The 26,522-nt window shown below is 50.0% G+C and carries 23 protein-coding genes and 1 tRNA gene; 4 read left to right on the forward strand and 20 right to left on the reverse strand.

The window, feature by feature from the left end; translation table 11 throughout:
- Nucleotides 1-116: 116 nt before the first annotated feature.
- The 12 genes from VN24_RS01525 to VN24_RS01580 all read right to left on the reverse strand — a co-directional run bounded on the left by VN24_RS01525 (nt 117) and on the right by VN24_RS01580 (nt 14,166).
- On the reverse strand, nt 117-692 hold the full coding sequence (locus VN24_RS01525) for an NAD(P)H-dependent oxidoreductase (RefSeq protein ID WP_045668981.1): 576 nt from the start codon (nt 690-692) through the stop codon (nt 117-119).
- Between the two features lie 171 nt (nt 693-863).
- Nucleotides 864-1,166: an ArsR/SmtB family transcription factor gene (locus tag VN24_RS01530; protein ID WP_045672858.1), complete on the reverse strand. Its 303-nt coding sequence runs from the start codon at nt 1,164-1,166 to the stop codon at nt 864-866.
- A gap of 65 nt (nt 1,167-1,231) precedes the next feature.
- On the reverse strand, nt 1,232-2,158 hold the full coding sequence (locus tag VN24_RS01535) for an NAD(P)-dependent alcohol dehydrogenase (protein ID WP_045668982.1): 927 nt from the start codon (nt 2,156-2,158) through the stop codon (nt 1,232-1,234).
- A gap of 111 nt (nt 2,159-2,269) precedes the next feature.
- The gene (locus VN24_RS01540; protein WP_045668983.1) at nt 2,270-4,945 is read right to left on the reverse strand and encodes a winged helix-turn-helix domain-containing protein; all 2,676 of its coding nucleotides are present in this window, start codon (nt 4,943-4,945) and stop codon (nt 2,270-2,272) included.
- 208 nt (nt 4,946-5,153) lie between these two features.
- Entirely contained in the window at nt 5,154-5,720 is a 567-nt protein-coding gene (locus VN24_RS01545; RefSeq protein WP_238590797.1) for a TetR/AcrR family transcriptional regulator, read from the reverse strand.
- A gap of 92 nt (nt 5,721-5,812) precedes the next feature.
- Nucleotides 5,813-6,853: an alpha/beta fold hydrolase gene (locus VN24_RS01550; protein ID WP_045668985.1), complete on the reverse strand. Its 1,041-nt coding sequence runs from the start codon at nt 6,851-6,853 to the stop codon at nt 5,813-5,815.
- A gap of 186 nt (nt 6,854-7,039) precedes the next feature.
- Nucleotides 7,040-8,179, reverse strand: a complete 1,140-nt coding sequence (locus VN24_RS01555) for a toxic anion resistance protein (protein WP_045668986.1) — start codon at nt 8,177-8,179, stop codon at nt 7,040-7,042.
- 103 nt (nt 8,180-8,282) lie between these two features.
- Nucleotides 8,283-9,971 (reverse strand): vWA domain-containing protein, encoded by a 1,689-nt coding sequence (locus tag VN24_RS01560; protein ID WP_045668987.1) that lies wholly within the window; start codon nt 9,969-9,971, stop codon nt 8,283-8,285.
- A gap of 12 nt (nt 9,972-9,983) precedes the next feature.
- A complete protein-coding gene (locus VN24_RS01565; RefSeq protein ID WP_420798592.1) occupies nt 9,984-10,730 on the reverse strand; it encodes a hypothetical protein in 747 nt (248 codons plus the stop codon).
- A gap of 252 nt (nt 10,731-10,982) precedes the next feature.
- Nucleotides 10,983-11,969: a cell wall hydrolase gene (locus VN24_RS01570; protein WP_045668989.1), complete on the reverse strand. Its 987-nt coding sequence runs from the start codon at nt 11,967-11,969 to the stop codon at nt 10,983-10,985.
- Between the two features lie 935 nt (nt 11,970-12,904).
- Nucleotides 12,905-13,285 carry a DUF998 domain-containing protein gene (locus VN24_RS01575; protein WP_045668990.1) on the reverse strand — a complete coding sequence of 127 codons (381 nt, stop codon included), beginning with the start codon at nt 13,283-13,285 and terminating at the stop codon, nt 12,905-12,907.
- A gap of 17 nt (nt 13,286-13,302) precedes the next feature.
- Nucleotides 13,303-14,166, reverse strand: a complete 864-nt coding sequence (locus VN24_RS01580) for an alpha/beta fold hydrolase (RefSeq protein WP_045668991.1) — start codon at nt 14,164-14,166, stop codon at nt 13,303-13,305.
- A 119-nt stretch (nt 14,167-14,285) separates the two neighbouring features.
- Between VN24_RS01580 and VN24_RS01585 the strand changes: the two genes are divergently transcribed.
- Nucleotides 14,286-14,756, forward strand: a complete 471-nt coding sequence (locus VN24_RS01585; protein WP_045668992.1) for a MarR family winged helix-turn-helix transcriptional regulator — start codon at nt 14,286-14,288, stop codon at nt 14,754-14,756.
- Between the two features lie 88 nt (nt 14,757-14,844).
- Here the strand turns inward: VN24_RS01585 and VN24_RS01590 are convergent, their stop codons facing one another.
- Entirely contained in the window at nt 14,845-16,056 is a 1,212-nt protein-coding gene (locus tag VN24_RS01590) for an MFS transporter (RefSeq protein ID WP_045668993.1), read from the reverse strand.
- Nucleotides 16,057-16,268: 212 nt separating this feature from the next.
- Between VN24_RS01590 and VN24_RS01595 the strand changes: the two genes are divergently transcribed.
- Entirely contained in the window at nt 16,269-16,847 is a 579-nt protein-coding gene (locus VN24_RS01595; RefSeq protein WP_045668994.1) for a TetR/AcrR family transcriptional regulator, read from the forward strand.
- 485 nt (nt 16,848-17,332) lie between these two features.
- Here VN24_RS01595 and VN24_RS01600 read toward each other — a convergent pair.
- Both VN24_RS01600 and nrdR read right to left on the reverse strand, forming a co-directional pair.
- Nucleotides 17,333-17,408: transfer RNA gene (locus tag VN24_RS01600), tRNA-Ala, on the reverse strand.
- Between the two features lie 78 nt (nt 17,409-17,486).
- Nucleotides 17,487-17,966 carry a transcriptional regulator NrdR gene (gene nrdR / locus VN24_RS01605; RefSeq protein ID WP_045668995.1) on the reverse strand — a complete coding sequence of 160 codons (480 nt, stop codon included), beginning with the start codon at nt 17,964-17,966 and terminating at the stop codon, nt 17,487-17,489.
- A 138-nt stretch (nt 17,967-18,104) separates the two neighbouring features.
- Between nrdR and VN24_RS01610 the strand changes: the two genes are divergently transcribed.
- The gene (locus VN24_RS01610) at nt 18,105-18,323 is read left to right on the forward strand and encodes an alpha/beta-type small acid-soluble spore protein (protein ID WP_045668996.1); all 219 of its coding nucleotides are present in this window, start codon (nt 18,105-18,107) and stop codon (nt 18,321-18,323) included.
- Between the two features lie 281 nt (nt 18,324-18,604).
- Here the strand turns inward: VN24_RS01610 and VN24_RS01615 are convergent, their stop codons facing one another.
- From VN24_RS01615 to polA, 5 genes are all read right to left on the reverse strand, one after another.
- Nucleotides 18,605-19,186, reverse strand: coding sequence for a lytic transglycosylase domain-containing protein (locus VN24_RS01615; protein ID WP_045668997.1), 582 nt, complete (start codon nt 19,184-19,186; stop codon nt 18,605-18,607).
- Nucleotides 19,183-19,779 (reverse strand): dephospho-CoA kinase, encoded by a 597-nt coding sequence (gene coaE, locus VN24_RS01620; protein ID WP_045668998.1) that lies wholly within the window; start codon nt 19,777-19,779, stop codon nt 19,183-19,185. The genes VN24_RS01615 and coaE overlap by 4 nt, the downstream gene beginning before the upstream one ends.
- A 125-nt stretch (nt 19,780-19,904) precedes the next feature.
- Nucleotides 19,905-20,627, reverse strand: coding sequence for a manganese efflux pump (locus VN24_RS01625; RefSeq protein ID WP_045668999.1), 723 nt, complete (start codon nt 20,625-20,627; stop codon nt 19,905-19,907).
- 167 nt (nt 20,628-20,794) lie between these two features.
- Entirely contained in the window at nt 20,795-21,673 is an 879-nt protein-coding gene (gene mutM / locus VN24_RS01630; RefSeq protein ID WP_045669000.1) for a DNA-formamidopyrimidine glycosylase, read from the reverse strand.
- A 127-nt stretch (nt 21,674-21,800) separates the two neighbouring features.
- Nucleotides 21,801-24,458, reverse strand: coding sequence for a DNA polymerase I (polA, locus tag VN24_RS01635; RefSeq protein ID WP_045669001.1), 2,658 nt, complete (start codon nt 24,456-24,458; stop codon nt 21,801-21,803).
- A 342-nt stretch (nt 24,459-24,800) separates the two neighbouring features.
- On the opposite strand from polA, the gene VN24_RS01640 reads away from it, so the two are divergent.
- The gene (locus tag VN24_RS01640) at nt 24,801-26,459 is read left to right on the forward strand and encodes a family 10 glycosylhydrolase (RefSeq protein ID WP_045669002.1); all 1,659 of its coding nucleotides are present in this window, start codon (nt 24,801-24,803) and stop codon (nt 26,457-26,459) included.
- Nucleotides 26,460-26,522 lie beyond the last annotated feature (63 nt).

Consider the following 26,522-nt stretch of genomic DNA (forward strand, 5'->3'; position numbering starts at 1 on the left):
GGAAAGATGAACGTTGCGCTTCGATGAGATATATCGCGAGGGTGAGTTTCACAACAAACTTGCAAACGGGTTACTGCTCACTAGACTTACATCCTTTTTTGAATATGCCGCTGCGATTAATCTTTTGTGCGGGAGAGGGCGAGCCGGCCCTCCACATAGGCAGCGTAATCGGCGGCATATTTCTCCAGCTGTTCATCGCTCACTTCGCGAATTCCGCTCACAACAAAGTGCGGACGGTAGATCATTCCGGCCAGATTAGCAGACTGCTGGAACGGCCGCAGCAGCTCGCTGTAAGAGTAATTGTGAAAGCCTCCGGCTTGGTACATGCTTTGAGCGCCTCCCGAAGAGGTGGCAATGAGGAGCTCCTTGCCATTCAGCTTATCGCCGCCTTTGCCGTGAGCAAAGCCGAGCTCGAATACATCATCCATCCATTTCTTCAGTAGGGAAGGCGAGCTGTACCAGAATAAAGGGAATTGAAGCACAATACGGTCGTGAGTCAACAACAGCTCCTGCTCGCGCGCAACGTCGATCTTTTCGTCCGGATAAGTCTCGTACAGCCGGTGAACGGTAACATTGCCCCTTCGTTCAAGCTCGGCCGCCAATCGTTTGTTAATCCGGGACGTCTCCAAATCCGGATGTGCAACGATAATGAGCGTTGCGGCGCTGCCGGACGGGTTGGAACGGTTGGACATGTGGAACAGCTCCTTTTTTCGGTGAATTAAGACCCTTTCAATCATTAATACAATTCGGAATATGTCGATTTTTTGGGTAAAAGTAGAAAAATTAAGTTACAAATCTCGAATTATCGATTTATTATTTATATAAAAACTGAATTCAATGTATTGAATCCAGTACTGTATAACCTAGAGGTCTTGCTGAATGTAGGAGGCAATTTGTTTTATTGCTTCTTCATCTCTTTTGTAATATGTCCATTTGCCCAGACGAGTCCCATGTACAAGCCCCGCCCGCTGTAGGACAGACAAATATTGAGATGTTGTTGATTGGGTCATATTCAGTTTTGCTGTAATCAGACTAACACATACCCCAATCTCGATATGATCAACGCCTCCCTGGGGTCCAAAATGGGCTTTAGGATCTTTTAACCACTCTAAGATTTGAAGTCGCGCTTCATTCGACAGTGCTTTAAATATTTCAATGGGGTCAATTGGCTTCATGTAATTATTATATTGACATTTCCCGATATGTCAACCCATCGGCCCAATTGGCGTGTTTAAATTTTGTTTTCATGCTGCACCGTGATGACAACATTACCCTTTTTGTGTCCGTTGTCTACATATCGATGAGCTTCGCGAATTTGTTCCAGCGGATAGCGTCTATCGATGACCGATTTGATCTTCCCCGTCTCCATAAGCTCTTTGAGGAAAATTAAATCTTCCGTACGTTCCTTTGCAATCCCCTGCCCGTCAACCGTCACGTATGTGCCGTTCGGAGCCAGCGCTTTCTTGCAATTGGATTTTGAGCTTTTCCCGACAGCATCAAAGACGATATCGTAACGCTCTCCTCTTTTTGCAAAATCCTCTTTCGTGTAATCAATGATGTTATCGGCTCCCAGAGATTTCACCAATTCAAAATTTCCCGTGGTGCATACCCCTGTAACTTCTGCCCCAAAATGCTTGGCAAGCTGCACGGCGGAAGTCCCCACCGCTCCGGAAGCCCCATAGATCAGCACTTTTTGTCCATTCCGGATGTTTCCTTTTCGAAGAAAATGCAAGGCTGTCGTTCCCCCAAAAAGAACGGCTGCGGCTTCCTCATAGGTCGCATTCGCCGGTTTTAAGGCTACGACCCCGTCTTCTGGCAGACACGTGTACTGGGCATGAGCGCCAAAACGCATCCCACTTAATGCATACACCTGGTCGCCTTTCTTAAACCGTTTGACATTTTTCCCTATCTCCTCGATTTCACCTGCTAATTCCACCCCGAGTATCGGTTTCCTTGGTTTTCTGATGCCTAAAAATAATCGCATTGGAATCCAGTACAAGATCGGACTGTTGAAACTTCGAACTCTGCAGTCCCCTGTTGTTACGGTTGTTGCATGAACTTTTATCAGTATTTCATTGGCTTTGGGAGTCGGCTTATCGACCTCTCTTAGCTCCAGAACATCCGGTGATCCATAATTTGTGCATACAATCGCTTTCATGGGGTTCCTCCAAACCTCAATTTGCAATTAGTATAGCTGCACCTCGGTATTGGCATATAGATACTAAAGTATTGTTTTTGGAAATTGTTCTGAGCTGCTGCGCGGGTAAATTCACAACAGACCCAACTTGCGGGCACGCGCTACAGCTTCGGTTCGCCGCCCAACCTGCAGTTTGTCAAAAATCATCCGGTTATGTCCTTTAACCGTAGTGAGCGCAATGAAAAGCCGCTCGCTAATCTCGCGATTCGAGAGTCCTTGGGCAATGAGGTGCAGCACTTCGAGCTCCCGCCCGCTCAGCGGCTCGATCAGGGGCTTGGCAGGCGGGGCTACGCTCTGATCCGATTTAACTTCACTTGTCAGTTCCTCTGCTTCAAATGCAGCCAGCAGCTTACCTAGATAGTTCATCATCCTTCCGTGAGCAGCTGCTTCACCTAACAACCGGTACATCGGAATGCCTTCGTCGACAAAAATCCGGATGAAGCCGCCAGGCTCGGCCATCGTCAGCGCGTCTGCAAGCAGCTGTACGGCCTTGAACTTTTCGCCATGCGCATGCAGAGCAACCGCTTGTAGAACCGTTGCCTTGAGCTGTTCGTCCTCAAAGCCCTTCGCCTCAGCCTCCTCCCGTAATGCGGAAAGCACCGCCAATGCTGCGGACGTATCTCCCTGCGCCAGATGTACCCGGGCCTGGCTGATGGGAAGATTGTGCTTCTGCGCCAGAGTAGCGGCCGCCGCCAGATTGCCCTGGTGAAGCAACGCAAGCACATGCGCGGTAGCAATGTAGGGCATCTGATTCACGAATTTTTGCCGGCGGGCGGAATGGTCAGCCCTAGCTAAAATAGCGGCTGCATCGTTCACCTCACCCCGCGCAAGCTTCAGCCTCGCGAGAAACACCTCGCCTGCAACGACTCGGTCCGTCTGTTCAAGCTGCTTCGCCAGTTGGATGGACTGGAGACCGTGCTGCATAGCGGCATCCAAGTCGTTCCATTCATAGCATATACGGGCCATGCCAAGGTGAGCTTCGCAAGCGGTCGGCAGCGGCGGTTCACCCGCCAAATTCAGAACACGCCTATAGGTATCAGCGGCCGCATAAAGCTGGTTTTCCGCTTCCTGTATGTTCCCTAGGCCGAGCGCAGCCATAATGCTGATGATGACATGGCCGATCATCTGACTGATCGATAATGCTTCGGTATAGGCCTTGCCCGCCGCGGCACGATCCCCCTGGAGCTGGTAAGCATATCCCAGCGTCCAGATCGTCGCTGTGCGGACAGGCAGGTTGTCCGGGCGCAAATATTCCAGAGCGCGGCGCGACTCGGCAATGATGGTTTCTGCCTGGTGCTTGCTGACGGCCAGAGTTGCGCGTATGGCGGCGATATGACCGATAAGATCTTGGATCTTGTCGTCTAGCCCGGCACCTTCCAGCGCTTTTTCAGCAGCTTGCAGTTTCGGTTCAACGCCGGTCATTTGGCCCGCCATCAGCAATGCAGAGGCATACAACACCCAGAGCGAGGGCCTTGCATCCAGTTCCTCCACCGGCAATGAATCCAGCCAATTCATTACGGGGGCAACCGCTCCGCGAAAAAGTAAAGGCATCCCCTCTCCCTCCAGCAGGCGAGCGGTACGCTGGATATCTTTTGCGGCAGCGGCATGGTGAAAAGCCTCAATCGCAAAACCATTATCTTCATACCATATACTGGCACGAATATGTAATTCAGCCACAACCCGCTCATTATCACCTATATTCGAGGCGATGCTCCGGCGCAGCCGTTTCCGCAGCAAATCGGCAAAGAGATGGTGATAGCGGTACCAGCGCCGTTCGTTGTCCAGCGGGACGATGAATAGGTTGGTGTGCTCGAGATATTCCAACGTTTCTTGCCCGGAAGACGAGAAGGCGAGCTGTTCCCCGGCTCTCCGGCCAAGAACGGCATCGCAAAGAGGACCGCACAACCGGTCGAGAATAGATGTGTACAGCAAAAAATGGTGAATGTTTACGGATTGCTTTTGCAGCACTTCTTCAACCAGATAGTCCAGTACGAAATGGTGGCTGCCGTTGAACGATTTGATGAAGCCGGCGGGATCTTGATGTCCCTGCATGGAAAGCGCGGCTAATTGCAGGCCGGCAATCCAGCCTTCTGTTCGGGATTCAAGCAGGGCGACATTTTCCGCTGAAAGGTTTAGCCCCATCACACGGCCGAGAAATTCGGCCGCCTCTAGGGAGGTAAAGCGCAAGTGTGCGGCGCGCACTTCCGTCAATTGGCCCCTGACACGCAACCGTGCCAAGGGCAGACGCGGGTCCTCGCGGGTGGCGATGACCAGATGCATCTGCGGCGGCATGCGATCGAGCAGTAACGCGATGGCATTGTCAATCGGTCCGGCATCTATAACGTGATAATCGTCAAGGACGAGTACGAAATTGTCCGGAACCGCGGTAATTTCATTGAGCAAGGCCGCTATAATCGATTCGGTCTGCGGCGGCTGAGGAGATTGGAGCAAGCCGGCCACACCTTCTCCAATATTCGCCGCAATCGTCTGCAAAGCAGCGATGAGGCAGGTGAGAAAGCGTGCAGGATCGTTATCCCCCTCTTCCAGTGACAGCCAGGCGGCCGGCCCGGAGCAACCGGCGAGCCATTCGCTGACAAGCGTCGTTTTACCATAGCCGGCGGAAGCAGAGACGAGGGTGAGCTTGCGTTGCAGCCCCTCGTTCATGCGCTCGATCAGGCGCGGTCGGGGAACCAATTTAGACCGAGACAAGGGGATATATAGCTTAGTAGATAAAATGGGTGCAGACATCGTAACCACCGTCCTACGTCGTTAAATGCATGCGGTAACATACCTTGTATATATGTTCGGCAATTCGATCGTATTTCCCTTGAGCGTCCTGTTTCAGCATGACGGTGAGCTGCGACAATCTGCGCCAAAAACAGAAACCCGCGTCCAATGAACGCAGGTTGAATTGTTGTTTGGTGGAGCCAGCGGCCAGGTGAGTGAGGAAACAATGCTACCTTGACAGAATTCGCATCAATACGTCTGTGTCCGGCAATCCGTATTTTTCAATTCCCAGTTCCTGCATGATGAGACTGTTAACGACGGTAAAGTACCAAGACAGCAGTTCCCGGGGGTCCCCTTCAGAGAATTGACCTGCTTGTTGCCCCTTGATTAAGACGGGAACCAGCCGGTCGATCAGAACTTTTTCGGAATATTGATCAAGGAATTGCCCAACCTTCTCCGGGACCTTATCCGCTTTTCGCGCCTGTAGAATAAGCCTGAAAGCGTACTTGTTGTTTTCGTCAAGCATGCTTTGAGTCAAAGTTCTGATCTGATCAAAAGGGCTCTCGGGTGAATGTTGAAGGTTCCCGATTTCCTTTCCCGCTTCTTCCATCAACTCTATCACGAGGTCGGTGAACAATTCGTCTTTGGATTTGAAGTACCGGTATATTAACCCTTCGCTAATCCCGGCCTCGGAGGCAATCATGCTCATTTTCGTTCCTGTAATTCCACGGCAGGCAAAAATTTTGAGCGCCGCTTGTTTAATTTGTTCTTTGCGTTCGTCGCGAATTTGATCCAATTGCTGTTTATTTAATGGGGACAATGAACTTCAATCTCCGATCGTTAAGGAATATTGCATTCATTGTATCATGAACGATTCATCCGCTGCCATTATAAGGAACTTGAAGAGAGCGCCAGAGGGCGGACTCTCCTGATCAATTCCTCGAGAAACTGATCGGGCCGGGCAAAACACGCTAGGTGACCGGCATTTTTGATTCGTACAAACTCTTTGAGGGGGGCTTCGATTTCGTCGAAGAACGCTTTAGCCGCTGTTGTTGGCGTAAAAATATCGGAATCTCCATGGAGAACGAAAAAGGGTAATTCAAATCTAAGCCCAAACCTAGAGAAATCGAAGGCCATTAATTCGTTGAACAAGTGATCAAGGGAGAAATGCATGCCTTTGAATATTTCGATGAGATCGCGCATGGTATGATCCGGTGACGAGAGCATGGACGGCAACATAAGGTCCATAATCATATTGGGAACGGTTCGAATGCTTTTCACGAGAAATTGATTCAACTGATCGAAGTCTTTACGGTTCCAGTTGGATCGATCCGGGCCCATTCTCTCGATTAACCGAATACCCTTTATTAGACCTGCATCGCGGAAAGCGTCCAGCGCCAATTGATACGAAAGAAATTGGGGATCCGGGGCATTCTGATCGGTCCCGACATAAGCATGAAACAGGTCGGGGCGAAGTTTTACCATGATCATCGCGATTAAGCTGCCCGCAGAGCTGCCGATTAGAATGATTTTTTGATGGCCAAGATAATCGCACAGGAAATCAGTCAACTCGATACCATCCTGGGCGAGCCGCTCGAAGGTGATGTTCCCGCTGTCGTCTCTGCCGTACTTGCGAAACGTTTTGCCCGCACCGCGTTGATCCCATTGAATGATGGTGAAATGTTTCTCCCACGAGCGTAACAAAGGGTTGAAGATGGAATAAGGTGAAGCCGGACCGCCATGGATAAAAAGCAGAACAGGATTCTGACGATCCTCGCCGCGTATTGTGATCCACTGTTCAATACCGCCGATTCTAACGAAACGGCTTTCGACGATACTGTTCGGTTTATTCATTCGAAGTATCCTCGCGTTCTTTCGCTGATTGCGTTTCCGTAGAATGAGGTCAGGCAAGATGTTGTTTTTGCTCATCTTCATTTCTCCTATCGCTACTCTTTTATTATTGAGTGAGTCACTCACTCATCCATAGATTAATTTATTTCCTGGAAATTGTCAATTAAAATTAACCGCTCCGAAGAAACTGAGACGTTCAGGGAAGCACGCGTCAGTTGATTCGCAAAAAAACCACGCCGTAATCGACGTGGTTTATTCCATATGTTACAGACCCAACTTATGACCTTTCTCCAGACGAACAATCTGCTTCTCGCCATCATCGGCCAATTCCCGGAACTGATGGATCGTTTCGCGCATTTTTGGAAGAGCTTCCTGCTTGTAGGTGCTGATCGAATCGAGAGCGGCCAACACATCCGTAAAGGCTTGTTTCAGCGTTTCGACCGAGATACTCGTTTCAAGCGATTGCTTGTGGATCTCAGCTCCTTGATCTTTAAGCAATCTGGACGTGCCGGCAATCAAATTATTCGTGGTCTCGTTCAGGAGCTCAATCTTTTTCAAAACAATCCTTTGATTATAGAGCGCGCCGGCGACCGTTACCGATATTTTCAATGCCGAAATCGTCACGTTATTCGCACGGTCGACCCCGCGAATCAGTTCTTTGTTATTTCGGACGACCACTTCGATGGCCATAATCCCCTGCTGATTGACGACCAGCATCTGCTGCAGGTCCATCACCCGCTGACGCAGAGGGAACAGCACTTCTTCCGTGATGAAACGGATCTTGTCAGGGTCTTCCGAACGCAGTTTGCCCGCTTCAAGCTGCGATTCAATCGACTCATCCATCAAAGCGCCCAGCTGAATTTCCTTTTGAAGCTTTTTGGTCAAATCCCGAAGCGTCTGCTGCTCGATCTCCAATGTGGTGTTATCGTTTTTGAGCGTCGCCTTGCCCTTATCCAAAGAAACAACAATATCCGCGATTACGGAATCGGCTTTTTCGTACTTGAGAAAGTAGGCCCGCAGCGGATTAAACAGCTTGCTCAGGAAACCTTTTTTAGCAAAATCCACCATGCTCGGATCCAAATCCTTCAACTGGGTGTGCAGCTCCGCGAGCCCTTTGGCTACCTGGCCTCCCTCATCGCCCGTCTTGGAGAGATTCCCGATCGAAACCTGCAGCAAGGAATTTTTCTGCGAAGACGATTTCATCGTGTTTAGACCGAACGTTTCGATGGATTGCAGAATCTCTTTGCGCTTTTCAAGCGACTCGATATCGAGCGCCATAATCGTTGCAACGTTCGAATCGGCTGCCTCCTTGAGCTTTGCAACTTCCTCGGGCACAGGTTTAACCTCTTGTTCAATGGCGGCCTTAATCTCTTCCGGACTTGTCACTTCCATCGAAAAAGACATCGTCATCCTCCTTAAGGTTTTGCGTCAGCAAAACCACTTCGTAAGGTTAAGCTTAGGTTTTGCGTCAGCAAAACCACTTCGTAAGGTTAAGCTTAGGTATAAGTTACATTTGAACGTTAAACAAGTTTCCGATCTTGTAGATCACATCATCCGTATCGGCATTAATGCTGGCCGCTTCGTTGATGCTCGAAATGCTTTGAAGCGCCTTAATGTTGGCATTATACCCGATCGTATAGATGGGAACCTTGTAGTTCTCAATTAACCCCCTGACATCCTTTAACGAATAGCCCTCATTCGTCTCGCCATCGCTTAAGACAAAGATAATCGGTTTTTCATTCGGATGGAGAGCTAACTCATCTTGAAGCATTTTCAAAGCGACAACAATTCCATCAAAGGTAGCCGTACCTCCGCTCGCTTCGAGGCTGTTCACCGCCCCGACGAACATGGACTGCTGGTTCGTATCGTATTTTCCAATCGGCAGATTAATGGTTACATCATCGGAATAAGAGACAAGGCCGATACTATTGTCTTTCCCCAAATACTTTTGACCCTTCAATAACGATTCTTTCAAGCGGTTCAGAGGTTCACCCGCCATACTGCCGGACACATCGGCTACGAAAACAGCCGCAATCGGCTTATTTCCATTCTTCTTTTCTTTCCACAATTTCTGCGCGGATGACAAAAGGCTTCCATCGACTGCGGCAAGCTCCGGCTTGTAGTCATCGAGATTATTGAAGCCCTTTTCCTTCGCTAACTGTTGATACTTATCCTGTAAAACAAAATCCGCAAACTTCTTAATAATGTCCAGCTTCGTTTGAGGCAGATCGCCCAGCGCATACAACGGACTGTCATGTCTTACACCGAAAGGAGTGAAAACGTAACCGTTCTTCAAGTCCGCCGCATTGACATACGTCTGGTACTCGAGCACAAACCCGTCAAGCATACCCGACTTGGCCGCATCCCGCATTTGTATCGTTGTCGACGCAATAAAGGGCACATTGGCTTGAAATTTTTCAAACCCCTGAACCGCTTTATCTCCCAACATGTTGGAACTGTCGAACGTATGGAGAGCTGTTACAAGGAAGTTTAAGCCTGTTGAGCTGGCAAAAGGATCCGTATAACCCATCGAGAATTCGTTGTTTGCGATCGCTTCGGTAACGGTTTTGACATTCACGAACCCGTACGTCTCCACTAAGGCATCGTATTTGGCTTTGGCGATGACAATACCGGGAACATTCCCGGCGAGACGCTTGGAAACAAGCTGAGCGTTAACACCGCTCGCCTTGACCATTTCGCCCCACAGCTCGTTTGACGGCGTGAAAGCGTCTGGTACGTATTTACCGGATTTGATAAAGTCCGCGGCCGTACCGGAAGCGATATTGCGAATCTTAACCGAAGCCGGTTTCCCGTCTACGATAATATTCGACTTGTTAAATTCGGTGGCTACCTCAGTCAACCATCCGTCGACGCCGCTGCCCGATTTTTCGGTAGATGAAAAGATCTCCGCAAAAGTATCCGTCGTGTTGTCCACGGTGATCGGGAACTTGGAGATATCCGGCAGGGACTCCGCGACATCAATCGGGTTAAGATCGATCTGGCCCTTTACCGGCGTTTCGGTTGTTACCTTGATATCGGAATAAAGATTACTTAATCGCTTATCTGCATTTTCCGCAGTCACTTGAACTTTTGATTTCCCCAAATTAGAGGTTAATCTTACCCCTGCATACACAAGCCCGAAAACGATTACCAAAATTAGACCTGATAGAAGGAAAAACTTGCTCTTCTTTGCCAAACGCAGCACCTCTCACTGTTTATAATATTTGGTTTGGTTAATCAAGGCGTTTATTTCCTGCATGCAGGGCATATTTTCAAAATCACCCGGCTCAAAACTATCCAAGCGGGAAATCTCCAGCAGCAGCTTATCCAGCTTCAACAAAATTTCCTCGTTCGTGCCTAAGGAGCTTTTCATGAAAAACAGAAACTCGTTGTGCAGATTTGTTTTTTCTTGAATAAGCTCTTGAGAAAAAGGTGTTGTCCTTTGACGTCTGCCACTCTCGAACTCCGACTCGTCAAAAACATGGAGCCTGTTCAGAATACTCCTCATATTAAGGTAAAACAGCTTTTCTACCTCTTGAATGACGGAAGCAAACTTCTTGTAAGTTAACTCCGTCGCATCGAATCTCTGGTGGAGGACGTTTAGCAGGGTGCCCGTCTTCTTATTCATCCGGTCTACTTGCTCCAAGGCAAGCGTAATGTCGTCTTCCAGCGCTTTTACACGCCGGTAGCGCGTCAAAGCTTCCACGAAATCTGCGCGTGTTTGGATTTGCTTAACAGGTAAAATAACGGGCGGTTTAAACAGCAGGACATAACTGCCGTAAAACAGAGCAAGCGCACTGGCGCACAGCAATGTTACTCCGGATGCTGTTGCAAAAGCGCCACCGCCTATTTCAACCCCTAAAAATCCGGGCGAGAGCACGAGTATATCCAAAACCGCCACGCCTGAAATAAGTCCGAGCAGTTTGATGTACTTTGTACCGGTCAATACTGACACCTCCTCTTCCCACACATTAGGAATACGCCCAGATGATCAAAAAGTGACGCTATTTTTTAATATGGAAATTCGACATATTCCTTCATTTCCCTTTTTTGTAAACCAAGTTGTGGGATTGTGCTGAAAAAATGATTTACGAGGGCCGTGTTATCGTTATCGTGGAGCGTGGAACGCCCTCCCGGTACACCTCCTTTGTTACGCTCCTCTAACGCAAAAAAACACGCCAGTAATGGCGTGTTTGAACGGACTTTCCTATCTGGCAAAACGATGATGACCTATCGTTACCTTAACATCCAGGCTGGACCAAAACGCTCCCTTGGAAATATCGGGATTGAAGAAATAGACCGCATTCTCGACGTTATTATTCCCGTTTAAGGCATCCTTGGCGGCACGCAGAGCGGTTGCATGAGGCTTGCACTTCTCAAGAATGCCATTATGCGCTGGTGGAAACTGCTTCCCCGAATAAATCACGTCGCGAATCGAATCCGGAAATCTTGTATCCTTTACCCGATTCAAAATGACGTTCGCAACGGCGAGCTGACCCTCATACGTTTCATGTCCGGCCTCGATCATCGTTATCTTGGCGAGCAGCATCAAGTCCTGTTCCGTGAACGGTTCTGCTTTCTTATTAAAAAACGTTGGGATAACGACCTTAAGCTTCGCTCCCGATTTGATCGTCGCCTTGGCATCCAGCCCGTTCCGCTTCAATAGTTCAGACTTGCCGGTTCCAAATTCCTTGCTGATTTCATCCAAGCCTGACTCTTCCGTTACGACCGCTTGCGGCACCGTTATGAGTTCGACAACGTCGGAATCTGAATTAACGCTCAAGTTTGCATGGAGCAGCTCCGACAGCTGAAGCAGCGGAATATATAACCTGCCGTCCTTAACGAATGGAGGGGCGTCCATCCAATAGCGGACTTCGTTGAAGTATACGACCGGAACGCCGTCTCCAAGAACAATATGATCATTAAATGCCGTATGTATCATTAATTCCTGATTTTCTTTATCCCATCTAGACTGCGCTCCGAATAATCCGGCGATGAGAGCCACGGGCGCATATATTCGGCCTTCCTTTATAAAAACAGGATCGTTTATCCTCACAGTATCGCTATTTACTTTTATGGTCACATCTTTCGATGCTGCAGCTGCCCCCGCGGAGACAATGGACATCGGTCCGATACAAAGCAGAAGCAATCCCGCAACCATTGCGATAATAGTCGGCTTGAATTTTCTGATCATTTGTACCTCCCAGCTTATTAAGTCTGTTAAGCACTCAACGTTCATCTTCTCACGCAAAATTATAGCACAGCAAATTACTTGTATAGGATTAACATTTTCACAGAATTAATCAAAACTTGCATAATGGAGCGAAAAATAGCATTCCTGCGCAACCACGCGACACTGTCGATGCGTTCGTAGAAATGAACATCTGCGATCACAGACCAGCAACGTATGGCTTATGAACCGAGTCATCGTTATTTGTACATATTGAACCTGTTCCAAGCTCTAACGAATTGTAGCGTCACTATTCGATTCCTATCGACTCGGTTGGGTTGTTATTTGATGAAATAGTGATTGTAGGATTCGTTATCGCTCAAGAAGTCTCATTATTCCTGAATTAACGGTTTTACGATTCCTTAGGCCAGTTTCATAAGTCGTTCGCTTCGTTCACTGCTTGAAGACTCCCCCTGCCTCAAGATTGATCATGAGCCGATTCAGCCACTTCCGCGGGAGCTTCCTCTTGAACCCATGAGGCTTCGGAAGTATCTTTCATGCACTGAACAAGAAATCGCATCTGCTCAACATCGTACCTGCTCCGAAACTTTCGAACATTTTCGAGGAACATTTCGTAAAATGGGGACAACAAGCTGAAATGGTACAACTACACCCGAATGGAACATCGCAATTTGGAGAAACGCCAGCAATATTTATTAAAGACGGAACGTTTATTTGCAAGCCTGTAATTTCGATGTGGAGCCATTCCGTTTCGGATTGAACCCCTGACCTCATCGCTGCCAGCGATGCGCTTTCCCTCATTGGTGAGCTCATGCCAGAATGACTATCTCGACTTTTGGCGTAAGATTATCCAGCCTAAGGCCACATAGAAGGTATGAACCTCGATTATCAAGATTCGCTCGATTAACCCTGCTGTTCCTACATCTGTGTTCAGATAGTCAAAAGTGGTCATAAACATATACATCAGGATCAATGTAGGTGTAAAGACCGCAAATAATAGCGCCAATCGGCGAGAGTTCGAGCAGGATGATGCAACTCCAACGCGCAACTGCACCGAGCTCCTTCATGCTTCGGAAGATGCCTATTACGCCAACAAATATCAAGAGCCCCAGCAGTACGAAAGATGCATTCATGGCGAAAGCATTTGCTCCAACCCCAAGGCCGCTGACAGGCTCACTGACAAGCGAATAGCCGGGACGCAGAAAACCTAGGATTGTGTATGCTAGCGTAAACATAATCGGTCCGGCGACTGCACCGAGAGCGAGCCACCGATTGATTCCCGATACGTTATAACCTCGAGTATTATCTGAAATTTTCATTTAATATCCCTCCTTTGTTATATCCCCGTCTTAAAAAATCGGAGCAATTCTTGAGCAACGCGTTCTGGCTTGCCGCCTCTGTTGGTATTTCCTGTGGCCCCGTGATTAAGTCCGGCAAATTCAATACGTTTAGCATGAGGAAGAATTTGTGTCAGGGTATCCAGAGCTATTTTGAAGTAGTTCGGACTTTTGCTTGCTCCAAGTAATAGAACCTCGGCGTCAATTGCTCTAAAACATTCATGCTTGTCTTCCAGCTCGAAAGACAAATTAAAATCATAGTGAATCGTCGGAGCCAGCTTCCTTATCGTTACATCGTCGTTCTTGGTATTCTTCTCGTCGCCTGTCATCATCATCTTCGTGAGCATTTTAAGCAACCAGCGAGGGACAGAATTAAAAACAGGCGGCCCCATTTGTCCTCCCAACATAGCTGTGACCAGCGCTGACACCAAGTCTCCGTCGGCAATCTCTTTGTCATACCGTGCCATGAAATCGCCCGATACCGACCCGTTAATGATTAAAGGAGGGTCAAAGAGAGCGGCTTTGTGAATATTAGATGAATTGAGTGCCGCTTGGAGGCAGATAAGAGCGCCTGCACTAATGCCAAATACGAAGTTAGCACCTGTACTAGAAAGAACAGCCTTGAGGTCTTCCACATCCTTCTGGATCTTGTGGTCTTTCCTATATGGACCGCTAAGGCCGCGCCCACGACGATCGGGCAAGTAAACCGTGAAGTTGTCCGCAAGTACTTCGGCCAATTGGCTATGGCTTAGAGACGATTCCATAGTGCCGTGAACAATTAACAACCCGGGACCTTGCCCCATTTGGCGATAACCAATGGTCGTGCCGTCTTTAGAGGATACGAAGTGAGTGTCAATGTTCAATGAATGAACCTCTCTTCTTGAGAAATTTTTCGAATCGTACTATAATATCTTTGTTAATATCTTAATTATTATCTTAATCGTTAAGATAAATTCTGTCAAGTGATAAAGGAGCGCGTTTTATGAACGATTCAGAGAAGCGAAGGGATCTTATGGATCAAATGCAAAGCTTAGCCCAAACGGCTAGTACCGAAACTGCCCTTTTTCATCAGGTCGCGGCCGCAAAGCTCGGGTTAGGGATTACTGACCTGAAGACAATTTCGGCTCTATTGCAAGAAGGCCCTATGACGGCCGGACAACTTGCTGAACGACTAAACCTCACTACCGGTGCGGTTTCAAATGTAATCGACCGCCTGGAACAAGGAAATTTCGCAAGCCGCGTACCGGATACCAAAGACCGCCGTAAAGTGATTGTTACCATCAATCAAGATATGCTATCTACCTCTAACAATGTGTATCGTTCAATGGGGGAAGCTTTCGAAAAGTTGCTTGAAACATACTCTGTAGAGGAACTTGAGTTCTTGGTCAAGTTTTATAATTCAACTATAGATCTGACCAAGCTGGAAATTGCTAAATTGAAAAGCCGGAGGTAAAACGAAGGACAAGAAAAAGGTACAGCACTCATTTTTCTTGAGTGGCTGTACCTTCCTTACATCAAAGGGACTTTTTCAGTGGCCTCACTCAACTCCGTCCGCGCGGACTGAACCCGGGTATTTTTTCGGTAATAAAGTAAAGTAAGGCTAAGAGCGGCATAACAACTCCAATTAGAGATGTGAAACTCCAGCCGCCATGGGCATAAGACCAACCGCCCAAAGATGAGCCAATTGCTCCGCCAATGAAGAATATGGACATGAAAAGCCCGTTCAGACGGCCCCTTGCTTCACTCCCCAACGAAAAAATCGCACGCTGTCCAAGAACAAGATTTCCCGATACGGCCATATCCAGCATAATAGCAGCAAGAACAAGCAGTGCAAGAGCCGTTGTTGAATTGTCTTGAAAAAGATATGTGAGCAACAAAGACAAAGCGGCAATAATCATTGCCAGTACGGTCAAAAATCCGGTCCAGCCTTTATCCGCCAGTCTTCCAGCAATCGGCGCCGCTATTGCACCTCCCACACCTGCTAAAGCAAACAATGCGATGCCTTGCTGGGACATTCCGAAATCATCCGCCAATCGTAAAGGAACCACAGTCCAAAAAAGGCTAAAGGCCCCAAACAAACAAGCTTGATAAATGGCCCGGCGGCGCAATATAGGCGTTTGTTTTAAAAGAGTGCCTAAAGTGACGATTAATTTACCGTAGTCTATCGTAGGTAAAGGCTTACGCTTAGGGAGAATACGTGACAGCAGAACCGTCAATAAAGTAATAACAATCGCAGACAAAGCAAATACGGCTTGCCATCCCCAAATGCCGGTTATAAAGCTTGCCACCGGCCGGGCAAACATAATTCCGAGTAAGAGTCCGCTCATCACGTTTCCTACCACGCGGCCGCTCTGCTCTTCAGACGCTAAATAGGTAGCATAGGGAACCAGTATTTGGGCTACCACCGATGCCATTCCAATAAGCAGGGACGCTGTCAGGAACAACGGCGGATTGGGGGCGAATGTTGCCGCAAGCAATGCACCTACCACAACAATCAGCGATACTACCACGAGGCGCCGATTTTCAATAATGTCACTGAGCGGTACGATGAACAGCAGCCCTACAACATAACCGATTTGAGTTAAAGTGACAATTAATCCTGCTGCTCCGGAAGAAAGACCCGTGGCGTCACTAATAGGTCCTACCAGGGTTTGAGCATAATAAAGATTGGCAACGATAAGACCGCAAGCGGACGCTAACAGAAACATAATCCAACTTGAAATGCGTTTACCCTCGATTTGTGTCGTTTGCATTGCAATCCTCCTCATTTTCATTTCTGAGTGTGCGGCAGGGCTAACAATGTTCAGCAGCACCGCCACAAAATAAATAATGAACGTTTAGTTTAGTAATTCATGTTTAAATAATATACTGAACGTACGGTTTTGTAAATAGCTGAATTTACTTTTTCTTTTATTGGATGTTCAGTATAATGAACGTATAGTTTTTATTGAAGGGGAAGATTCATGTGAATGTCAAAAGAGGGCGTCCACGTAATGTTGAAACGCAAAAGTCCATCCTTTCTGCTTCATATGATTTGTTGTTGGAAAATGGCTTTGGAACGGTCACTGTAGAAAAAATTGCTGAGCGCGCAGGAGTTAGTAAAGCCACCATTTATAAATGGTGGCCCAACAAGGCTGCTGTCGTTATCGATGGCTTCCTCTCTGCTTCCGCAGCAAGACTGCCTGTCCCCGACACGGGCTCAGTATTTAATGATATACAGATTCATGCCACTAATTTAGCTCGCTTCTTGACGAGTCGGGAAGGTAAAATCATAACGGAGCTTATTGGTGAAGGGCAATTTGATGCAGGACTGGCAGAGGCATACCGGACCAGATATTTCCATCCTCGCCGGCTTGAGGCTAGGAATCTTATCGAACGAGGGGTTCAGCGCGGAGAATTGAAGGAAAATCTCGATATCGAATTAAGCATTGACCTCATTTACGGGCCGATTTTCTACCGATTGCTAGTACTAGGTGAACATTTAGATGACGTTTATGTCAAAAATTTAGTGACCTATTCATTTTCAGGAATTCGTTCAGATTGAATTTACGATCGCCCCCTTTAAGGGACTCCACCAAACACAAAAAAACCGCTTCCTATTGAAGTGGTTAAAGTTTATTGTTTGGTGGAGCCAAGGGGGATGTCCGAATCCTGATCATAGGCTGACGAAGCTTACTCAATGAGGACTTTTAGCGGTAGATTCAGACGCCGTGCTCCTCCGTATTCACTCCGTCCGCGCGGTCGAACCCGGGTTCGTCCCCTTGGCAAGCTCCACCATACATAAGAAAAACCACGTTTATTTCAACGTGGTTTGATTACTTATGTATGGTGGAGCCAAGGGGGATGTCCGAATCCTGATCATAGGCTGACGAAGCTTACTCAATGAGGACTTTTAGCGGTAGATTCAGACGCCGTGCTCCTCCGTATTCACTCCGTCCGCGCGGTCGAACCCGGGTTCGTCCCCTTGGCAAGCTCCACCATACATAAGAAAAACCACGTTTATTTCAACGTGGTTTGATTACTTATGTATGGTGGAGCCAAGGGGGATCGAACCCCTGACCTCATCGCTGCCAGCGATGCGCTCTCCCAGCTGAGCTATGGCCCCGATCTGACGACAGGATTTATAATATCACAAGGCCGGCAGAGGAGTCAATCTTTTTTCTAGTTTTTTTTCAGCTCCTATCTACTCTTGTTGTTCCTCATTCATCGGAGGTCTGGAGAGCAGACTCGTAAGCTCTTTCATGAACATGTCGATGTCCTTGAACTGGCGGTAAACGGAGGCAAAGCGGACATAAGCCACCTCGTCCACCGGGTACAGCTGGGCCATGACCAGCTCGCCGATTTCGCGGCTTTCCACTTCTGCCTTTGCTGTCGTCCGCAGCTCCTTTTCCGCTTCGGATACGATCACTTCCAGCCTCTCCACCGAGACGGGACGCTTCTCGCAAGCGCGGATCAATCCCCGCAATATTTTGTCGCGGCTGAATTCTTCGCGGCTGCCGTCTTTCTTGATGACGATCAGCGGCGTTTCCTCCACCATCTCGAACGTCGTAAAACGTCGGCTGCACTGCTCGCATTCGCGGCGGCGGCGGATCGATTTATTTTCGTTCGCGGGACGGGAATCCAGCACCTTGGTGCCGGCATAATCGCAATAAGGACATTTCACGCCTTTGCATCCTCCTTTCTAGTTTCAATTCTTCATGGCATCGCATTGCATCTCGGATATATTTACCACGAAAACTGCGTATGAAGTTTTAATTGTCGCCGCATAATACAGTTACCAAAGTGAAGGAGGTGAATCACAATGAGTCAGAATCGCAGCAGCAACCAACTGGTCGTACCGCAAGCCAATGCGGCGCTGGACCAAATGAAGTTTGAAGTTGCACAAGAACTGGGTATCTCGATCCCACAAGACGGATACTACGGTAATATGGCTACCAAAGACGCAGGCTCCCTCGGGGGGTTCATTACGCGCCGTCTGGTGCAAATCGCTGAGCAATCTCTTGCCGGCCAATTCAAATAATCGGGCTTAATACCGGGCTGGACAGCCTCTCCGAAGCGGGAGGCTGTTCCGGCTTTATTATTCCATAAGCATATCAAATGCACCGCAGCGCCTGCTTTATAAGAAAACCTCTATCGAGGCCTCTCAGGGTTGAGCGACCGCGTTTAAAGGTTGGTTTTATCGCCAAGATAGAAATTGATTTTCGCAACTGCGAAATTTATAAATTCTATCTGTGGTAAAAAAACATGCCGTTTGGAAAGCTTCCTTCATCGCCTTCAAACTTAGCCAATGTGCTGCAGCGGTTATAATGAAGCTCCCTTGAGCTCCGGATATAATTGTTTGTACTTATTATAATAGTAAATAACCCGTTGTACATAGTGCCGCGTTTCCCCGAAAGGCAAATTTCTTACCGACTCCAGGCTGCCGTCCCAGACCCCGCTGCTGATCCACTTGTTCACATTTCCCGGCCCTGCATTATAAGCGGCCACTGCTGCGACTGAATTGCCGTCAAACTTTTCGTGCAGCGATCTAAGATACCATACCCCTGCTTCAATATTGACATCCGCCCGCTCGGCAAGAGTTTCACGGCTTACTTTCGTAAAATCGGCCTTCTCGATAATCCAGTCGGCGGTTTCAGGCATGAGCTGCATAATGCCGAGCGCCCCCTTCGAGGACACTTTGCCGGTAGTGTAATTCGTCTCCACGCGAATGATCGCTGCAATCAAATAAGGATCCATTTTATAATTGCCTGCACTCGCTTTAATATCCTCCGTATATTTGACCGGATACATCTTTCTTCCGATCCAATCGGATTTCAGAAATAAAAAAAGCACAAGCGCGATCAACAATAGAAGCAGTACCCGTTTGCGAAGCAGCCAGCTCATGAAAACCTCATTTCTTTCCAAAACCGCTCTACTTGCGCTCGCGTCTGCTCACGCGTACCGCTGTTGTCGATCAGCCAATCGGCCCGTTTTTTCTTCTCTTCAATGTCCATTTGAAGATCGACACGCCGCATGGCTTCCTCCATGGGCATATGATTGCGCTCCATCAGCCGTCTGATCTGCATTTCCCGCGGTATGTATACAACCATGACGCCTTCATACCGCGCATCCTGTCCGGTTTCGAACAACAGCGGGATGTCCGCCACGATTAAGCGCCCGGGGAATGACCGCTTATACTCCTCAATCTTGGCTTGCATCCGCTCGCGTATCGCCGGATGGAGGATACTTTCAAGCTGTTCAAGCAGCTCCTTCGCTCCAAAAACCTTCTGTCCGAGCGCAGCCCGGTTCAACGTTCCATCCGCATTCAGCACAGCTTGTCCAAAGCGCTCTACAATCGAATCCAGCGCCTTCTCTCCCGGTAAAACGACTTCCCTTGCGGTATGATCGGCATCCACGAGCAGCGCTCCGAGCTCAATCAGCATAGCGCCGACGGTGCTTTTTCCGCAAGCGATGCCTCCGGTTAATCCGATGATCATTCAAGGTCACCCCACTCTATTGAAACGGACCGCCGCTGGCTGCGCCATGCGATCCCAGAATATTGTCATCATTTAATGAAAAACCCAAAATCCCTCCGCAGCATCGGGAGGGACCCTAAGCGAGTTCAAAACAGCTTGGAAATGCCGATCAAAATAAGCAATATCCCCGGCAAGGCTGACAAGGACTGAATTCGATGCCAGCTTGAAAACCGAAATCCGAAGCGCAGCCCGAGCAGCAGAAAAAGTCCGCTCGATAAAGTGATCGCGCATGCCGTCACAAGCGGCTCAAGTCCGACCATTGCCGCTCCCAATCCGGCTCCGAAAGCATCGAGCGACAGCGCAGAACCAAGCAGGAGCGCTTCTGATGGTGAAATGGTCCCCGAGCGGTCGATATCGGCTTCCTGGGGCGTCCGTAAAATTTGAACAACCAAACCCAACGTTTTGATTTCCAGTTTAAGAACTGTTTTGGCCGCTGCAGACGCTACATAGGAATTCTCTTCCGAAATGAACGAGTTCTCTTCCGGAACGGCTTCCGTAGCTTCGTCCGCTTCGTCCGCTTCGTCAGGCTCTCGGCCACCCCGCCTAAGCTGGAACAGCCCCCAGCTGCCGATGCCGATCAGGACGCATGCCCCGAATAATTTGGCCGTTTCCGGCGCCAAAAATTCAGACAGCCACGCTCCGATACGCATCGAGATTAAGATGACGAGTCCCGAACAGCCGGCAATAATCAGAACGGACAGGACGGGAATACGAATACGTCTTAATCCGTAGGTTACGCCGACGCCGAAGCCGTCAACGCTGACGGCAGACGATAGCAGCAGCAGCGACGCAAAATGCGAAAGCAGCATATTGTCCCTCCCCACATGCAATCCCGCAGCGGTTTTTCTTCCGAACCGTAAGCGGGACTGAGCTTTAGCTTAGCCCAGGTCAGTACATCATATGCGGGGATGGGAAGGCTGTGCCTCGCCTCTGGCTCCTCGAAGGATAAGGCCCGTCAACCTTTTGTCGGTCCAGACTACTTGATAACCGATAACCGTTGCTGCTTTGAAGCGATTCGCAGACTGTGCGGCAGCGGCTGGCATTGCAAACAAACATGCGTGCCGCGTCCGCCGACGACCGATTTCGTGATGAGCGTGCCGCAGCTGCGGCACGGCTCGTTTTTGCGGCCGTAAACCAGCAGCTCGTGCTGGAACGATCCGGCGTCGCCTTGACCGTTCACATAGGACTTAACGGACGAACCGCCCGCTTCCACCGCGCGCTCGAGCGTGCTGCGAATAGACGCGTAAAGCTTTTTCCAGTCGGAAGGCTTAAGCTCGTCAACACCCGCTTCGGGATGGATGCCCGCCTGAAACAGCGCTTCATCGACATATATATTGCCAAGTCCGGCGATATAGGACTGGTTCAGCAATAGCGGCTTCATTTTCGACGTCTTGCCCTTCAATCTGCCGCGCAGCGCCTCCGGCGTAAACTCCTCCTCCAGCGGCTCCAGTCCGAGCTTGTTCAGCGGCGGAAGCATAAGATCCTCTCCGGGCTCGAACAGATGCATCGTGCCGAACTGGCGGACATCCTTGTAGCGCAGCTCGGTCCCGTCTTGAAAATGAAAAATGACATGGGTATGTTTATCGACCGGCTCCCCCGTTCGGTACAAGCCGTAGCGGCCTTCCATTCGAAGATGCGACACGAGCACGAGACCGTCGAGTATCAGTCGCAAAAACTTCCCCCGCCGCTCCACCGTCCGGATCGTCCGGCCGGCAAGGGCGCCTGCAAACTGCTCCGGCTCTGCGGGGCGCTGAATAATGCGCGGCAGCGAGACGGTTACCGCAGCGATCGTCTTATCCGTCACAAGCTCATTCAATGTGCGTTTTACCGTTTCAACCTCCGGCAATTCCGGCATTTTATTTTCACCTCCAGCCCATTATACCCGATTCCCGCCCGGCTTCGCATGTTTATTCCTGGTAAAAGAAACATCGAAGCCGGTCTGAAATAGCGTCGCAGTCGGCGGGCTTCCCCTTGTTCAGCCTTTACTTCGCCTCGTACCAATTGATGCCGTAATTCACGTCCGCCTTAAGCGGAACATCGAGCGCAAGCGCCCCTTCCATCACTTCCGGCACGAGCGTCTTCATCTTCTCCAGCTCATCCTCCGGCACTTCAAATACAAGTTCGTCATGCACCTGAAGCAGCATGCGGCTCTTCAACCCTTCTTCGCGCAGACGCTCCTGCATCCGCACCATTGCGAGCTTAATAATATCCGCGGCCGTCCCTTGAATCGGCGTATTCATCGCCGTCCGCTCGGCAAACGAACGCAGATTAAAGTTAGACGCCTTGATTTCCGGCAAGTAACGGCGGCGCTCCAGCAGCGTCTTCACATAACCGTCCTGACGCGCCTGCATGACGATATCGTCCATATATTTGCGCACGCCTTTGAATACGTCAAAATATTGCTCGATAAACTTGGCGGCTTCTTTTCGCGTAATGTTCAGGTTTTGCGACAGTCCGAAATCGCTGATGCCGTATACGATTCCGAAATTGACCGCTTTGGCCGAACGCCGCATGTTGGCATCCACCTGCGTCTCCGATACGCCAAACACGTCCATTGCCGTTTTCGTATGGATATCCATGTCGTGGATAAAAGCTTCCTTCAGCCGTTCGTCGCCGGAAATATGGGCCAGCACCCGCAGCTCAATCTGCGAGTAGTCCGCCGCCAAAATGTACCAGCCCGGCTCGGACGGAACAAACGCCTTGCGGATTTTCCGTCCTTCCTCCAGCCGGATCGGAATGTTCTGCAAGTTCGGGTACTGGCTGGACAGACGGCCGGTTGCGGCAATCGTCTGCCGGTAGTACGTGTGGATTTTGCCGGTTTCGCTCCGCACTTCCTTCAGCAAACCTTCCACGTAGGTGGACTGCAGCTTCGCCAGTTGGCGGTAGTGAAGGATAAGCGGAATGATATCGTGATACGGCTCCAGCTTCTCCAGCACATCCGCATCGGTGGAATAACCGGTTTTTGTTTTTTTCATGACCGGCAGTCCCAGCTTATCGAACAATATTTCGCCCAGCTGCTTCGGGGAATTGATGTTGAACTCGGTTCCCGCGTGTCTGTATATTTCGCTCACCGAAGATTCGATCCCGTGCTCCAAATCTTTGCCCAGCTGCTGGATCGTTTCGGCATCGACTTTAATTCCCTGCTTTTCCATGTCGGCCAGCACGACCGCGAGCGGCTGCTCCAGCTCATAATAGAGCCGGTTCATGCCGCTCTTCTCAAGCTCCGCCCGCTGCAGCGGCGCAATGGCGCGGACCGCGTCGGCCTTGGAAGCAAGATGGGCGTAGAGCGTTGCGTTGTCCGGCACTTTAAACTTGGCGCCTTTGCCGTATACCGATTCGTCGGAAGCTACCGCCGGCAGCCCGCTGCGCTGGGCAATGCCGCTGACGCTCTGATCGCTTTCCGTCGGGTCGAGCAAATAAGCGGCGAGCTGAATATCGAACTCCGCACCCTGCAGATGAACGCCCAGCCTTGCAAGCACCAGCTCCGTACGGTGCAGATCGCAGCCGATCTTGGAAGCTTCCGGATCGGACAGCCAGTCGCGGACAAACTGCCCTTCTGCCCCTTCCAGCAGCGCCTTAGGGAGCACATAGACGGTATCTTCAGCAGCCAGCGCCGCCCCGATAATGTCCGCATGATGCGGATTGTCGCCGACCGATTCCAAGAAAAGCGCGTTCGGCTTCTTGAATGCCGCCGCTAGCAAGGATGCCGCCTCTGTATCGCCTGGATCTACCGGCACTACGTTCAGCTCCGCTTTCGGCGCCCCTTGGGCCGCACCGGGGGCGGACAAGTTCAGCCGCTCCGTCAGCGAACGGAACTCCAGCTTCGCGAACATGGCCGACACCGATTCGGCGTCGAAGCCGCCATAAGCGATGCCGCCCTCCGCGCCCTCCAGCGGAACTTCGCGGAAGATCGTCGCCAGTTTTTTGCTCATAAGGGCGTCATCACGATGCTGCTCGACACGCTCTTTCATTTTGCCCTTCAGCTCACCGGTGTTCTCCAGAACACCTTCAACCGAGCCGTATTCATGCAGCAGCTTGAGTGCGGTCTTCTCGCCTACGCCCGGAATGCCGGGAATATTGTCCGACGTATCGCCCATCAGCCCTTTCAGGTCGATAATCTGGTGCGGCTTCAGCCCGTATTTCTCATTGACCGTCTCCGGCGTAAACCGCTCCACTTCGCTCACGCCTTTGCGGGTAACCGCAATCGACACCTTGCTAGACGCGAGCTGCAGCATATCCTTGTCGCCGGAGACGACGAGCGTCTCCACGCCCTTCTCGTCGGCAAGCCGCGTCATCGTTCCGATAATGTCGTCCGCTTCATACCCTGCAAGCTCGAACTGGGCGATTCCGAACGCTTTCAGCAGCTCCTTCATAATCGGAAACTGCTCGGAGAGCTCCGGCGGCGTCTTCGCGCGCGTTCCTTTATAGTCGCTGAACCCTTCGTGGCGGAACGTCACTTTGCCGGCGTCGAACGCGACGAGCAAATGGGTCGGCTTTTCCTCCTCCAACAGCTTCAAAAGCATCGTCGTGAACCCGTAAACCGCATTCGTATGTAATCCGGCCGAATTGGTCAGCGGCGGCATCGCGTAGAAAGCCCGGTTGGCGATGCTGTTTCCGTCGATCAAAATCCATTTATCCATATGAATAAGCTCCCATCAATAATGTGGTTTCATAGATCGATTTTTCAAGTCGTATACCGACTATCATAACATAAGAAAAGCATCTATTCGAAGTCTATCCACGATGAAAGACCCTGCGCAAGCGGTAGCTTTTCATGCCGAACAGAAAGTCTGCGCGCTGTTATTACTTAAGCGTAGTTAAACTTTCTGTTGCGGTAAGAAAAGCATCTATTCGAAGCCCTATCCACGATGAATGACCCTCAGAATATTCTCTTTACAGCAACTTTATACGTCAAAAGTCGTCTAGATAAACAGTAACTTATATTACCCCTATATATTGTACAAGTGGAGGAATAAACCGCAATGAAGTTTCGATTGTTACGCTTGCTGCTCAGTTGGCTGCTTCTGTTAACCGTCACGCTTTCGGCAGCCGGTCAAGCGGCCAGAGCGGCGGAGCCACGAATTACACTCTATTTGGACGGACAAAAAATCGAGAGCGACGTGTCTCCTTACATTTTGGCCAAAGTCAACGTGACGATGGTTCCGATGCGGGTCATCAGCGAAGGGTTGGGGGCGTCAATCGTTTGGAATTCTGCAGACCGAACCGTCACCGTCCGTTCGCCCGACACGACGATCGTCATGACTTTGAACCGGAATACGGCGACCGTTAATGGAAAAAAGGTAAATCTGGACGCTTCCGTCCAGTTTAAGCTGAACCGCACGATGGTTCCGCTCCGGTTTGTCAGTGAACAGCTCGGCCTCAAGGTAGAGTGGGATCAAACGACGAAAAGCGTCAAGTTGATGACCTCGGGTGCTACAGAGCCGGGAGACGATCCTTCCTCCGGCCCTGCACAGCCGGGGAATGAGCCGGGATCGCCGGGCGGCGGCAGCGGCTTTTATGACAGCTATACGACCGTCCGGGGAGCGTGGATCTCCACCGTCTTCAATCTGGATTGGCCGTCAAACGCCTCAAAAGGAATTGTGTCCAAGCAGAAAGAGGAGTTTGCCGGCCTACTGGATAAACTTCAGGCGCTCGGCATAAACACGGTGTTCGTGCAGGTGCGTCCTGCCGGGGACGCGCTGTACCCATCGGCGGCCGTTCCTTGGTCCAAGGTACTGACGGGGATGCAAGGTCAAAATCCCGGCTACGATCCGCTTGCCTTTATGGTGGAGGAAGCGCATAAGCGGGGCATGAAATTCCAGGCGTGGTTCAACCCTTTCCGCGCGAATACGGATGCTTCCGTCAATGGACTGGCGCCAAACCACGTATCGCTGCTGCATCCCGACTGGATTGTCAATGCGGGCGGCAAATCTTACATTAACCCCGGCATCGCAGAAGCGCGGCAGCATATTATAGACACGATCCTGGAAGTTGTGAACGGGTACAATATCGACGGCATTCATCTCGATGATTATTTTTACCCGGCCAATACGGCCTTTAACGACGATGCCGCCTATCTGGCCTATGCCGCGAACAATACGATCGGCTTAATGAACCGAGACGATTGGCGGCGCAGCAACATTAACGCATTCGTGCAGCAATTGGACGTCTCGATCCATGCCGTCAAGCCGAGGCTCGACTTTGGCATAAGTCCGTTCGGGGTATGGCGCAATAAAGCAGCCGATGCAACAGGCTCGGATACGAGAGCAAGCGTGACCGCATACGACAGCATGTACGCGGATGTGCGCACCTGGATCCAAAACGGCTGGATCGATTATGTCGTGCCTCAAGTGTACTGGAGCTTTGCGTTAGATGCAGCCCCTTACGACAAAGTGACCGAATGGTGGGTAAACGAAGTGAAAGGCACCGGCGTCCGGCTCTATATCGGGCATGCCCCTTACAAGCTCGGTACGACGAAGGAAGTCGGCTGGTCGACGTCCGACGAAATCATCAATCAGTTGAAGTACAACCGCAATCATATTGAAATTAGCGGCGACATCTATTTCAGCGCTAAAGATTTGCTCAAAAATCCGCTAAATATCGTCGGCAGGCTGACCGCTTTCTATCAAACCGGCGACTGAATTCAGAGCGGAGCTGTGCCTTCATCAACACAACAAAGCACCGATTCGAACGCCTTGTTCGTC

The organism is Paenibacillus beijingensis (assembly GCF_000961095.1).
In the GTDB taxonomy this organism is placed as follows: Bacteria; Bacillota; Bacilli; order Paenibacillales; family Paenibacillaceae; genus Paenibacillus_O; species Paenibacillus_O beijingensis.